The following is a 13,241-nucleotide window of genomic DNA, read 5'->3' on the forward strand; positions in this document are numbered from 1 at the left end:
AGTTTCGAGGATAAAGGCAAACGGCAGGTATTGACCTCAAAGTAATACAAATAATGCAGCTACAATAAACCCAAACAAAATAAAAGCAAGAGCGGCACTCATAGATGCAGTAAAGCCGTCTGACTTGATCTCTCTGCCACTAAAGACAAACGAGGGGAGCAGTACCTTGATTGGGTTTTCGGAAAGACCTGAGAGCCTGTCAGCAATTTGCAGGGAAAATGTTTCAGCAAGGCCAAAAAGATTATTAGGAAACTGAACAAAGACCGTACGAACTACACCTGCAGGTCGGCGATAAAACCAATCGGTATCGAGTGAAATGGTAGAAGATACATTGAGGTGGTTTTTCAGGAACCAGAATCCAACAAATGCTAAAACAAGTATTTGAGTCATCTCTACAAAGTTATAGATAGAAAATGGCTGAAAGTCGGTGGGATATGGAAGCTGGCTGTATAGTAGCTGTGGAGCCACGCCAAACAGAATGCAAAATAATGCACCCAGACCCATAGCTACTTTCATATTGGTTGGGATGGCTGAAACTTCAAAATCAGTTTTCTTTTCAGCAAACCAGGTGAAGTAAGGAAGTTTAAGTCCGGTATGAAGAAATGTACCAATAGTAGCGATAAGTAAAAGCAGGATGGGCCATTCCAGATGTGCATCTCCAAGCGCCCCTGAGATCATGGTTTTACTTACAAAACCGTTCAGGAAGGGCATCCCTGAAATTGATAGCGCCCCAACCATATAAAGGCTAACAATCAATGGCATCTTTTTGGCAAATCCACCCATTTCGCTCAGCTTACTGGTTCCGGTAGCATGAATAACAGCTCCGGCCGCCATGAAAAGCAGAGACTTATAAATGATGTGATTGAAGGCGTGAGCCGTTGCTCCATTCAGTGCCAATTCTGTTCCAATCCCTATTGCTGTTACCATATATCCGATCTGACTAATAATACTGTAGGCCAGAATCTCGCGGATATCATTAGCGAGTAGGGCATAAATAGTTCCATAGATGGCCATAATCACACCAACCCAGATCAGGATCTCCCAGCCTGGGAAAAGGCGGATCATAACGTAAACGGCAGACTTGGTAGTCAAAGCACACATGAAAACTGCACCGGTTATAGTCGCTTTAGGATATGCATCTGCAAGCCATGCATGAAGTGGTGGAACGGCTGTGTTCAAAGCCACACCCAGTAACATAAAAATGTTTGCTGCCGTGAAAGCAGGTTCAATGCTTTCTATGTATAAAGAACCGCCGCTGCTCAGGTGCAATAAAATTCCGGTGAATAATAGTCCCCCGCCAAAAATGTGAACTAACAGGTAGCGCATTCCTGCTTTGGCAGATTCTTTGGTTTCTCTGGCCCAGATCAGGTAAGAGGAGGCTGCGGCCATAATTTCCCAGAAAATAAAAAGAGTGAAGAAATCTCCGGCAAAAGTAACCCCTAAAGCACCCCCGGCATAAGCAAGGGCTGAACTCTGTTGTCCAAGATCTTTAATGTGGAACGCATATACTCCACCGATTACAGTTATTAATGCAAAGATAATTCCGAATATTCGGCTCAGCCCGTCAACGGCTAAAAGATCTAATTCATAACTTGCAAAAGGCACTTGAAGAAGATTCCCTTCCGGCATGGTCCAGACCATTACGAGTGCAACCAATGGGAAAGTGATAAAGGCTGTGCTTCGGAAACGCTCCGGTATCAGTGGAAGCACAAAAGCTCCTAAAATAAGTATCACAGCAGGTACAGAAAGAAGCTCAAGCATCATAATAGTCTTCGTCGCTTAAGATGAAAATTTTACCTAATCCTTTGGAAATGAAAATCAATGCTGCACATCCAAGTCCGCCCCAAAGTGCATAAAATGCCGGGACATGATTCCACCAGTGAGAGGCGTAATCTGCGAGATAAGTAAACTCGAGGATTAAGCTCACAATGAGTAAAATACCAAGTGCTATCCAGTGCCAGTTTTTCATAATTACAATGGATTAAAAATTGTGGATGCTACCGAAGTGGCCATGTCAAAAAAGTTAAAGAAGAGGTCAGGGTTTAAACCGAATAAGATGGAGAGAACGGCTGTTCCAAACAACGGAACCACCATAAATGGTGAAGCTTCCGTATGGCCTTCCAACTCAGGGCCTCCTTTTCGGAAATAAGCACGGTGAATGATCGGGAAGAAATATCCCACATTTAATAAACCACTGACTACTAAGATAATGACAGGGATGAGCATTCCACCTTCCAATGCTCCGGAGGCGAGGTACCATTTACTTACAAAACCGTTTACAGGGGGAATTCCTGCCAGGCCCATTGACCCAATTACAAACGCGGCCATGGTCCACGGCATTACTTTGGCAATTCCGTTCAGGTCGCTGATATTCTTTTTATGGAGATTCACCATGATAGCTCCTGCACAGAAGAAGAGGGTGATCTTCATGGTGGCGTGAAAGGAAATATGCATAATACTACCAACCAAACCAGTCTCGGTTAGTAGAGCTACGCCCAATACGATGTAGGAAAGGTGCCCTACGGTAGAATATGCCAGCCTTCGTTTTAAATTGTCTTGTGCAAAGGCGAGGAGGGAAGCTACCAATACCGTGATTCCGGCCAGTACCATCAGAATTTCATTCAGGCCGAATTCAGCCATAACTTCCGGGCCGAATATAAATCCGACTACACGGATCACACCAAATACACCGGATTTTACCACGGCTACGGCATGCAATAAAGCACTAACAGGGGTTGGAGCCGCCATCGCGGATGGAAGCCAGCTATGCAACGGCATAATACCGGCTTTCACCCCAACACCTCCGAGAAAAAGGATGAAAATAGTCACTGCCATGGTTTGAGAAAGCTCAACGCCTTCAAAGATTCCGCCGGCCTGGAAATCAAGTGTCCCTGTGAGGGAATAGGTGATCCCGGCTGCTGCAATCAAAAGTAATCCGGCGGTTAACGTATAGGTCAGATACTTGCGGCCGGCAGCAATTCCTTTCTTGGTTTCGCTGTGAATAACCAGAGGATAGGTAGCCAGCGTCAGCATCTCATAAAAGATAATGAAGGTCAAAAGGTTGCCGGAAAAGGCGATGCCGATAGTGGAACTCAGACATATGGCAAAACTGGCAAAATAGCGGGTCTGTTTTTTCTCATGATGACCGCGCATATAGCCAATGGAATAAAATGAGGTAAAGATCCATAGTCCTGATGCAATCAATGCAAAGAAGACTCCAAAGGTATCGGCTTTGAGGACCAGAGGAAGATTCGGAGCAATTTCAAGCAGTTCAAGCTCAATAGTATTTCCGTCAAGGGCTGAAGGTAATAGTGTAAGTACCAGCAGGAATTTAATTACCCCGGCCAGGATGGTCCAGAACTCGCGCAAGTTCGGTTTCTTCGAACTCAGCAAGATGAACGGCACCGCAGCCAGCGATACAAGAACAGCATATAAAGGGATGTACGTAAGATCCATTGTTTATTTATCTATTTAAAATCCTGCCGGAAACATGGTGAAAATTACATTTACGATATACACGTTGAAAATACCAACCAGTAATAGCCCGATCGCCATTACGGCCATAGGAAACATCATGCTGAAGCCTACTTCATTATTCTGAACGGCTTCTGTTTCGGAGGCTTCTTCCGCGTCGGGATTATTGAGATATACTTTTTCCAAAATCCGGAAGAAATACACTGCGTTTAGCAGCGAACTGATCAGTATTACTGCGAGTAACAGCCAATCGCTGTTCTCAATGGTTCCCAATGCCAGGTACCATTTTGAGAAAAATCCTGCGAGTGGGGGAAGGCCGACCATAGAAATAGCAGCTGTTGTAAAAGCAGCCATCGTCCACGGGTATTTCTTTCGGTACGAATTGTCAAATTTTGTGATGAGTGAATGCCCTTCTTTGAGTCTCATACTTCCTGAAACAAGAAAGAGGAGGGCTTTCATTATGGCGTGATTGAGGATATGAAGTACAGCTCCAATAAATCCAAACGGATTGGCAAGGCTAATCCCCATGATGATATACCCGATTTGTGAAACCGAGCTGTATGCCAGCATTTTCTTTAACTCGCTTTGGGCAATAGCCATGATGGAACCGTAGAGAATGCCGATCCCTGCAAAAATCCCGATAATAGTGGTAACCGGAAGTTGCTCGTCGATCAGTTCAACTCCGAATAAAAACAGTACAATCCTGAATAGAATATAAGCGGCAACTTTGGTTCCGATGGGAGCAATCAAAGCAGAAGAGGTGGAAGAGGCAAAGGTATAAGAATCCGGTAACCAGCCATGAAGCGGGAACAATGCGGCCTTCACCCCAACACCTATGATCATCAGAATCAATGCTGCAATTACTGAAGAGTGACCAATCACCTGCGGAAGCATGGCGTGCATGTCAATAATATTAAGCGTGCCGGTTACGGTATATAGAAATCCAACTCCCAATAAATAGAGTGACCCACCCACGGTTCCGATAATCAAATAGCGGAAAGCTGAAAAGGGAGCTCGTTTCTCACCAATGGCAATCAGGGCATAACTAGAAAGAGAGGAGATTTCGAGGAATACATAAAGGTTGAAGAGGTCTCCGGTAAGCACCATGCCGTTGAAGCCCAGCATTAGCAGCATGGAAACGGTGTAGTAGGCCATCTTTTTGCCGGGAAATTCAACCTTGCTGATTTCTTTGGAGTGAATGAGTACAAAAAAGGCAATGGCATTGATTACCAGAACTATGAAAGCTGCAAGGCCATCATACACAAACTCGATACCTATGGGAGGCGCCCAACCACCAAAAAAGTAGCGAATTGTTTCGCCGGTTTGTATGAGGTGCCAAAATCCCCATGCGGAAAAGAAGGTAGCTATTCCGGTTCCCAACAGACTCAAATGCCAGGTAATTTCACGCCTCCAGAGTCCGACGACAGGAATCAGAATCGCAAAAAAGATGTATGTAACGGGTATTAACGCCGGTATTTCGGATCCAATCATTGAATCTTATCTAAAAGTTCTTCTTCGTTGAGGGTGCCGTAGCGATTGTAAATGTTGATCAACAGAGCAAAGGCGACTCCCAAAGTTGCCACACCAACTACAATGGCAGTCAGCATTAACGTGTGGGGAAGTGCGTTCATATAATTTGAAACTTCACTAACGGGTAAATCATAGGCTTTAACAGGCACCGTTGCGCCTTCTTTCATGGCTACAGAAACAAAAAACAGGATGACACCGGCCTGGAAAATTGAAAGACCAATGGTTTTCTTTACCAGGTTCTTTTTCAGGAGCATTCCATATAAGCCCAAAGCCAACAGAATAATGGTAAACCAATAAGCATAGTGGCCTAAAAAGAATTCAAGCATAATCTTCTCCTTTTACCATATTATCGTAAATAAGTACAAGCACGGTCATCACCGTTAACCCAATGCCTAATTCAATAATCAGGATTCCCCAATAGCGCAGGTCTGCAGCTTCGAGGCCGGGAATAGGTAGTTGTTCATAATCCAGAAAATATCCACCGGTGAAAATGGCTACTAACCCGGTTCCAAAATAAATGAGTACACCAAGTGCAGCATAGGGGGTGGCTAAATAGTCCTTAAACTGAAGGGCGGCAATTTCGGTGCCACTGGCAATGCGAATCAATAAAAGAGAAGCGGCAAGCAGCGTTCCACCCTGAAACCCGCCTCCGGGAGAATAGTGACCATGAAAGATCACATAAAAACCGAAAAGCATGATATAAGGACTCAAAAAACGGGAGCCCAACAAAATAATGGGGCTGTGTTCTTTATTGGTCATCGTTTTCTCCCTCTGCTTCTTCTTTTCGGTTTCTAAGCAGCAAAAAAGTAATGAGCCCGGCTGTAAAGATTACAATTTGCTCGCCCAGGGTATCAATACTACGATAGTCACCCAAGATTACGGTTACGATGTTTGGGGTGTGGGCATCATTGTAAGCTTCCTGAATGTAATAGTTGCCAGGAACTTCAGTGCCGGTCATGCTGACTTCCTGGTTCATCTGGTTGTCAGGGTCTCCACGATAGGGCAAGTCCGATGCCGCAAAGAGCAGCACGGTAGTAAATGCCATAATTATAAGTAGCTTCAGATACTTCAATCTTCTGTTTTATATGTGGTTTGATAAATGGCAACAATTAAAAGAATTCCTGTAACCCCGGCACCGACAACTGCTTCGGTAAATCCAACATCTACAGCTCCCATAGTGGTGAATAAAAGAGCCATTAGAAAGCTGAAGGCGGTAAGCATGACTACGGATATAAGCAAATCATTCGCTTCCAGGGCTATATAGCCGGTTATTAACAAAAAGATGAATAATATGAGTTCAAGTTCCCAGTACATTAGCCTTCCGTTTTGTCTTTTTTGTTATCGGGGAACAGGGGTTTGAGTCCCGAATTATAAGCTGCCCGGGCCAGTGCATGGGCTCCAACAGGGTTGGCAAGCAAAATAAATAAGAGCACCAGAACTAATTTCCCACTGTTAATCGTGAGGCCTTCAAAAATAATGAGGCCTATAATAACCAGAATCATTCCAAGGGTATCACTTTTACTGGTGGCATGGGTGCGGGAGTAAAAATCCGGCAGCCGGATGATGCCGATACTTCCCACCAGCAAAAAGAAGATGCCGGCCACAACAAATACAATGGTTAATATGGAGGTGAAATCAATCATCAAATCGGACATCTACTTTTTCGGATGAGAAATATTTTGCAATCGTCAGCGAGCCGATGAATCCAAGAATAGCATAGGCCAGAGTAATATCTATAAACATATCGATGCGGCCGAATACGTATCCAATCAGGCAAATAAGAACAATTGTTTTTGTGGCAATGGCATTGGTACCTACCAACCGGTCAAAAACGGTTGGCCCTTTCATTACCCGGTAGGCGGGAACAACGATAATAGCGGTCAAAATAACGGCGCTGTATAGGAAGAAGGAATCCATTATAAGTCCTCCTTGCTGTGAATCACTTCAAAGTCTGACACCACATCGTGCATTTCTGTAGTAAATAATTTGAGTACCTGTTGGGGCATTTTATCGTTGGCAATTCCCTCAAAGGAAACCGGGGAAATTGCGTGTACTATAAATTCGTCGTCGTTAATATCTACCGTTAGCGTGCCCGGGGTGAGTGTAATAGAATTACCTAAAATCATTTTAGCATGAGGGTTGGGATAATTCACCTTAAAACGAACCACTGATGATTTAATAGGCAGCGAAGGGGTCAGTAAAATTTTTGCAACATGAATTCCGGAAACGATGATCTGCCAGAATAACCAAATAAAATACCAGGGCAGATATAAAAACCGCAGATCTTTAATTACATCACTCTCGTTATCGTAAAAAGAATGTGCCTTTAGCTTATAGTTGATAGCCATTACAATAGTCACGCTGATAACACCCATAATGGTGTGCGTTATATCGAAAAAACCGCTCATGACATACCAAAACCCCATCAGGGTCAGAAAAGATACAATCGGGCTTTGAATTGAAAAAGACTTCAAGATTCTGATGAATTAGGATTTTGGGAATTTTTAATGGCTCCAAACATACAAATTCTGATAATTACCTGAAATTTAAATTGGGTAAATTTGATGATTGGTTTGGGTTATATATTTCGAGTTGGTTTGCAGGCAGTCCATAAATTTAAATAAGCAAACTAATGCCTGATCCGTGCCACCATGATTCATTCATTTTTTTGTTTATCGGCCAAAGGCAGAACTAATTTAAATTTCAGAAAAATCCCCTAAATCTGTCTTTACCTTCCTATAGTTTTTTGTATCTTTGCCATCCATTTCGGAGCCGTGCCTGTCGCGGCTTTGTTTTTACTGAAATCAAAACAAAGTTTAATAAATGGAATCCGCTACGGCGCTGTTTTCACTCATAATTGCTCTTCCATTAGCTGGTTTTCTGATCAACGGAATTATCGGCCTGTTCGCAGAGAACTATAGAAATAAGAAGCAACTCATTGGATTGATTGCTAATCTGGCCGTATTTGTACCTTTTGCTATTGCGGTTTATTTCTTCCTTAATATTAATGCTGACTCCGAAGCAGTAGTGTATAAGCTGTTTACCTGGATGGAAGTGGGTAGCTTCAGCGTTGATATTGCTTATCGTCTCGACCAGCTTTCCATACTTATGACATTGGTGGTAACCGGTGTCGGCTTTCTTATTCACCTGTACTCAATGGGGTATATGGCGGATGATGAAGGTTACTGGAAGTTTTTTGCTTACCTGAACCTCTTCATCTTTGCGATGCTGAACCTGGTTCTGGGTAATAACTTATTGTTGCTGTTTCTTGGATGGGAGGGCGTAGGTGTTTGTTCTTACCTCTTGATTGGTTTCTGGTACACAGACATGGCTAAATCCGATGCCGCCAAAAAAGCTTTTATATACAATCGTATCGGTGATTTTGCCTTTTTGATTGCCATGTTTATGGTTTTTCAAACGGTGGGAAGCCTGAGCTTTGATGTGATTCTTGGAAACCTGGATGCGTTTTCCGGTGAATATGTATTTACCATTGGTCTGTTGATGTTTATCGGGGCAACCGGTAAATCTGCACAGATTCCCTTATTCGTTTGGCTGCCCGATGCGATGGCCGGTCCAACACCTGTTTCTGCATTAATTCATGCGGCTACCATGGTAACTTCAGGGATTTACCTGATTTCCCGTATGTCGCCTATGTTTGTGTTGTCACCGGAAGTAATGCTAATTGTTGCCGTTGTTGGTGCGCTTACAGCTATTGTTGCTGCAACCATCGCCATTACTCAAAACGATATTAAAAGTGTGCTGGCATATTCTACCGTTTCTCAGTTAGGATATATGTTTCTGGCTTTGGGGTCGGGGGCTTTCACGGCTGCCATGTTCCATGTAGTAACCCACGCTTTCTTTAAGGCATGTCTGTTCCTTGGTTCAGGATCTGTTATTCATGCCATGCACCATGTAGAGCATGAACTTGAGCACGAAGGCAAAGATGTGCATTTCGACCCGCAGGATATGAGAAATATGGGTGGACTCCGAAAATACATGCCATCTACCTACAAGACTTTTCTGATTTCAACTATTGCCATTGCAGGTATTCCTCCATTGGCCGGGTTCTTTTCTAAGGATGAAATTTTAGCGATGACCGCCAACGCCGGAGCCGGTGAATTCGGAGGCTATATGTATATGGCACTTTGGGGTGTTGGAATGATTACCGCGTTCCTTACTGCTTTTTATATGTTCCGTCTTACACTGACTACTTTCCATGGGGAGTTCAAACTGGGGCAGCGTTTTAAAGAAGCTATCGGAGCTGAAAAATATCTGCACGAAAGTCCTGCAACTATGACTATTCCTCTTTGGACTTTAGCAGGCCTGGCAGCTGTAGGCGGATTTTTAGGTGTACCTAATTTTGTTGTGGAAACTTTCACCGGAGAAACTGCACATATTAATTTACTGCATAACTGGCTGTACAATATTAATGCTGATTATGAACTGATTCTTGGCAAGCCAATCAAGTGGGGTATCATGGCGTTCTCTATTGTGATAGCCATTGCCGGTACCTGGACAGCCTTCAGAATGTACAACAACAATCAGCAGCTTGAGTCGGACGCAAAACTCGCCGATCGATTTGGCGGGCTTTACCAAACCTGGAAAGACAAGTACAACCTCGATGAGGTATATGAAGGATTGATTTCAGATCCTATCGTGAAATTTTCGGATAAAGTATTAGCCGTGTTCGACATGAAAGTAGTGGACGGAATTGTAAACGCTACAGCCGGAACGGTTCGTCTGTTTGGTAGCTTATTCCGGTATGTTCAAACCGGTGTAGTTTCAAGTTATGCGCTGGCTTTTGTGATTGGCGTGATTGTGATCCTTTATTTAATGATAATGTAATTGTCACTGATTAGTAGATGGAAACTCTTTTAAATATCGTTATTTATTTACCGCTGTTAGGCATTCCGCTGATTTTACTGATCAGGAATGAAACCTCCCGTAAGTGGATCGCCCTGTTAGTGACAGCCCTTACTTTTGTGGCTTCATTGCCATTGATGTTAAGTTTTGACGTGGCAGCTTCGGGAACTCCGCAGTTCTTGACTGAGGGCGGGCGACTGATGGAAACTCTGGATATTAAATACCTGGTAGGATTAGATGGATTGAGTCTGCTCTTATTTATGCTGACTACCTTTATGGGGCCAATTGTAATTCTTTCTTCATGGAATTCAGTTAAGAAGCACCTGGCCGGTTATCTGAGCATGTTATTATTGCTTCAAACGGCTTCACTTGGTGTTTTTGCATCTCTCGATCTGATGGTATTCTACGTGTTCTTTGAGCTTTCACTGATCCCGATGTACTTCCTTATTGGAATCTGGGGTGGAGCCGGACGTATTCAGGCTACTGTTAAATTCTTTATCTACACTCTGGTTGGTTCATTAATCATGTTGGTTGGGTTGATTTACCTGGGTTACGATGCCGGTGCTGCAATGGGAGGCGGAACTACCTTTACTACCGACTGGAGATTCCTGTCCGGTGATATGTACAATATTGGCCTGGTTGAGCAGACGTATTTATTCCTGGCCTTTGCATTGGCGTTTTGTATTAAAGTACCACTGTTTCCTTTCCATACATGGTTACCATATGCACACACCGAGGCGCCAACAGCGGGATCAGTTGTGCTTGCTGCCATTATGCTTAAGATGGGTACTTATGGATTGATCCGCGTTTGTCTGCCGATTTTCCCTAATGCTTTTATGGAATTTGCCCCATGGATGGCTACCCTTGCCGTGATCGGAATTATTTATGGTGCACTGGTGGCCATGGTTCAGAAAGATGTGAAGAAATTGGTGGCTTACTCATCGGTGAGTCACTTAGGTTTTGTTGTATTGGGAATTTTTGCTCTGAACACTGTCGCTGTTCAGGGAGCTATCATCCAGATGATTAATCACGGACTTTCAACCGGCGCGCTCTTCCTTATTGTTGGGATGATATATGATCGCCGCCACACCCGAATGATTAAAGATTTCGGAGGCATCGCGAAGAAGGTTCCGGTATTTACTGTAATGTTTATGATTGCAACGCTGGCATCCATCGGGCTTCCGGGACTGAATGGATTTGTAGGTGAATTTTTGATACTGAACGGCTCGTTTTTCTCTGAGCTCTATAACAATAAAGTATTTGCAATACTGGCTGCAACCGGTGTGATTTTAGCGGCCGTTTACATGTTATGGATGTTCCAGCGCGTGATGTTTGGCCCAATCACCAATGAAGAAAATGAGAAATTAGTAGACCTGAATGGTCGTGAAATCGGGCTTTTGGTTCCTTTAGTTATTTTCATGTTTTGGATTGGAATCCACCCTGTTGATTTCACAAAATATTCAGAGGCTCAGGTTGAGGAATTAATTGAAGCATCTCAGGAAAAAAGTATGGCTGTAATAGAGCAGTCCAAACTTGATGAAGACCTTCCTGAGTGGACTGCAAGATTCTATGACGTAGATCAAGTTGAATCACAAATGGCATCCAAGTAACATGGCACAACCACTTTCAGAACAGGACATTCGCGAAGCTCTGAATTCCTTAGAAGGGTGGGAGTTTGGCGATGACGTTATAAAAAAAGAATTTTCATTTAAAGACTTCAGCGAAGCACTCGGATTTATTGTCCGTGTTGGAGTAGAAGCTGAAAAACAGGTACATCATCCGCAATTATTTAATGTGTATAACACAGTAAATATAAGTTTGAATACACATGATGCGGGTGATAAGGTCACACAGAAAGATGTGGATCTTGCCAAAGCAATTGAAAGCGTTTTATAAAATTAGCGAATGGATTATTTAGGCGACATACAAGCTTTTCTTCCCGGTGTAATTACTGCTGTAGCCGGTTTAGTAGTAATCGTGGTTGAATCACTCAAAAAAGACAGCCCGTTAAATTTCTGGATTACCTCACTTTCCCTGATTGCTGCACTCATTGTAAGTGTGCAATCATTAGGTACCAACCTGGATACAGCTTTTTCCGGAATGTTGGTTTATGGTGGCCCGGTAGCATTCGGGAATATGGTTATTCTCACCGGTGCTGTGTTTTGTGTTTTCATTAGTGAAGACTACCTGAGAGACATCGGCCATTACTACGGTGAAATCTATGCACTGATGTTATTTGCTACATCCGGTATGCTTGCGCTTGCCGGTTCCAACGACCTGATTACGCTATTTGTAGGCCTGGAAACCATGTCAATTTGTTTATATGTGATGGCCGGTTTGATTAAAGACGAAAAAGCCGGAGCCGAATCAGCTCTGAAGTATTTCTTGCTGGGTGCCTTCTCAACCGGGTTCCTTTTATATGGAATGGCTCTTCTCTATGGAGCTACCGGTACAACAAACATTCCTGAAATAGGCGCGGCTGCAAGTACCGATTTATTATTCCTTGCCGGAACCGGACTTCTTTTAGTAGGATTTTTATTCAAAGTGTCAGCGGTGCCATTCCATATGTGGACTCCCGATGTTTATCAGGGAACGCCAACTACTTTAACCGCTTACATGGCAACGGCCTCTAAAGCGGGTACGTTTGTAGCCTTTATTCTGGTGCTTGCAAGAGCTCTTCCGATTATGGAAGGATTGGACTGGCAATCGGTGCTCAGCCTTATCGCAATTGTAACTATGATATTTGGAAACATCATTGCCCTGGTGCAGGATAATGTGAAACGCATGCTTGCCTATTCAAGTGTGGCACATGCCGGTTATGCTTTGGTTGGCTTAGCTGCCGGCACATTTGAAGGATACAGCGCCGTGCTCTTTTACCTGTTCGCCTATACCCTGATGAATGTGGGTGCATTTGGTGTGATTGCTTATTACGAGCGCAACAAAGGCCTTGATTTCAACCAGGTTCAAAACCTTGCCGGATTGGGCTACAAGGAACCAATGATGGGAATTTCTCTTTCCGTATTCCTATTCTCTCTGGCCGGTATTCCTCCATTAGTGGGTTTCGTAGGTAAGTATTACGTATTTGCTGCAGCTATTAATGCTGAGATGGTTGGGTTAGCAATCGTAGGTGTATTGGCAAGTGCAGCCAGTGTGTATTATTATCTTCGCGTTATGGTTTACTTGTACTTCCGTGAAGAACATCAGCCAGTTGAGCTATTCAAACCCACACTGCTTTACAAAGGAACCATCGCTATTCTCGCAATTCTGACACTTTATTATGGAGTGGAGCCGCTGCTGCCTACCGGCGGGTTAATGGATCTGCTGAACACCTTTGGTGGCTATTCTACACCTGCCATTTCAGTCGCTCCCTGATA

Annotated in this window: 15 protein-coding genes; 4 read left to right on the plus strand and 11 right to left on the minus strand. The window is 43.6% G+C overall.

Annotation, left to right across the window (positions count from 1 at the left end):
- Positions 1-36 precede the first annotated feature (36 nt).
- The 11 genes from JJ941_RS14205 to JJ941_RS14255 are packed head-to-tail and all read right to left on the minus strand — an operon-like array spanning position 37 to position 7,478.
- Positions 37-1,764, minus strand: a complete 1,728-nt coding sequence (locus JJ941_RS14205) for a Na(+)/H(+) antiporter subunit D (protein WP_290966580.1) — start codon at positions 1,762-1,764, stop codon at positions 37-39.
- Positions 1,754-1,969 (minus strand): hypothetical protein, encoded by a 216-nt coding sequence (locus JJ941_RS14210; protein WP_290966583.1) that lies wholly within the window; start codon positions 1,967-1,969, stop codon positions 1,754-1,756. The genes JJ941_RS14205 and JJ941_RS14210 overlap by 11 nt, the downstream gene beginning before the upstream one ends.
- Positions 1,970-1,971: 2 nt before the next feature.
- On the minus strand, positions 1,972-3,456 hold the full coding sequence (locus JJ941_RS14215; RefSeq protein WP_290966586.1) for a monovalent cation/H+ antiporter subunit D family protein: 1,485 nt from the start codon (positions 3,454-3,456) through the stop codon (positions 1,972-1,974).
- Between the two features lie 15 nt (positions 3,457-3,471).
- The gene (locus tag JJ941_RS14220; RefSeq protein WP_290966590.1) at positions 3,472-4,965 is read right to left on the minus strand and encodes a monovalent cation/H+ antiporter subunit D family protein; all 1,494 of its coding nucleotides are present in this window, start codon (positions 4,963-4,965) and stop codon (positions 3,472-3,474) included.
- A complete protein-coding gene (locus tag JJ941_RS14225) occupies positions 4,962-5,330 on the minus strand; it encodes a cation:proton antiporter subunit C (protein ID WP_255135055.1) in 369 nt (122 codons plus the stop codon). Before JJ941_RS14225 ends, JJ941_RS14220 begins: the two co-directional genes overlap by 4 nt.
- The gene (locus JJ941_RS14230; protein WP_255135054.1) at positions 5,323-5,763 is read right to left on the minus strand and encodes an MnhB domain-containing protein; all 441 of its coding nucleotides are present in this window, start codon (positions 5,761-5,763) and stop codon (positions 5,323-5,325) included. The genes JJ941_RS14225 and JJ941_RS14230 overlap by 8 nt, the downstream gene beginning before the upstream one ends.
- A complete protein-coding gene (gene mbhE / locus JJ941_RS14235; protein ID WP_290966596.1) occupies positions 5,753-6,049 on the minus strand; it encodes a hydrogen gas-evolving membrane-bound hydrogenase subunit E in 297 nt (98 codons plus the stop codon). The genes JJ941_RS14230 and mbhE overlap by 11 nt, the downstream gene beginning before the upstream one ends.
- A gap of 23 nt (positions 6,050-6,072) precedes the next feature.
- On the minus strand, positions 6,073-6,318 hold the full coding sequence (locus tag JJ941_RS14240; RefSeq protein WP_290966598.1) for a hydrogenase subunit MbhD domain-containing protein: 246 nt from the start codon (positions 6,316-6,318) through the stop codon (positions 6,073-6,075).
- Entirely contained in the window at positions 6,318-6,659 is a 342-nt protein-coding gene (gene mnhG / locus JJ941_RS14245) for a monovalent cation/H(+) antiporter subunit G (protein ID WP_290966600.1), read from the minus strand. The genes JJ941_RS14240 and mnhG overlap by 1 nt, the downstream gene beginning before the upstream one ends.
- Entirely contained in the window at positions 6,640-6,921 is a 282-nt protein-coding gene (locus tag JJ941_RS14250) for a monovalent cation/H+ antiporter complex subunit F (RefSeq protein ID WP_255135049.1), read from the minus strand. Before JJ941_RS14250 ends, mnhG begins: the two co-directional genes overlap by 20 nt.
- Complete coding sequence (locus tag JJ941_RS14255; RefSeq protein ID WP_290966604.1) at positions 6,921-7,478, minus strand: Na+/H+ antiporter subunit E; 558 nt, start codon at positions 7,476-7,478, stop codon at positions 6,921-6,923. Before JJ941_RS14255 ends, JJ941_RS14250 begins: the two co-directional genes overlap by 1 nt.
- A 349-nt stretch (positions 7,479-7,827) precedes the next feature.
- Between JJ941_RS14255 and nuoL the strand changes: the two genes are divergently transcribed.
- Genes nuoL through JJ941_RS14275 form a run of 4 tightly spaced genes read left to right on the plus strand, consistent with a single transcriptional unit; the run spans position 7,828 to position 13,239 of the window.
- Positions 7,828-9,849, plus strand: a complete 2,022-nt coding sequence (gene nuoL, locus JJ941_RS14260; RefSeq protein WP_290966607.1) for an NADH-quinone oxidoreductase subunit L — start codon at positions 7,828-7,830, stop codon at positions 9,847-9,849.
- Between the two features lie 17 nt (positions 9,850-9,866).
- Complete coding sequence (locus tag JJ941_RS14265; protein ID WP_290966610.1) at positions 9,867-11,477, plus strand: NADH-quinone oxidoreductase subunit M; 1,611 nt, start codon at positions 9,867-9,869, stop codon at positions 11,475-11,477.
- A gap of 1 nt (position 11,478) precedes the next feature.
- Entirely contained in the window at positions 11,479-11,763 is a 285-nt protein-coding gene (locus JJ941_RS14270; RefSeq protein WP_255135045.1) for a 4a-hydroxytetrahydrobiopterin dehydratase, read from the plus strand.
- Between the two features lie 9 nt (positions 11,764-11,772).
- Positions 11,773-13,239 (plus strand): NADH-quinone oxidoreductase subunit N, encoded by a 1,467-nt coding sequence (locus JJ941_RS14275; protein WP_290966615.1) that lies wholly within the window; start codon positions 11,773-11,775, stop codon positions 13,237-13,239.
- Positions 13,240-13,241 lie beyond the last annotated feature (2 nt).

The sequence above is a fragment of the Gracilimonas sp. genome, assembly GCF_017641085.1.
Lineage (GTDB): Bacteria > Bacteroidota > Rhodothermia > Balneolales > Balneolaceae > Gracilimonas.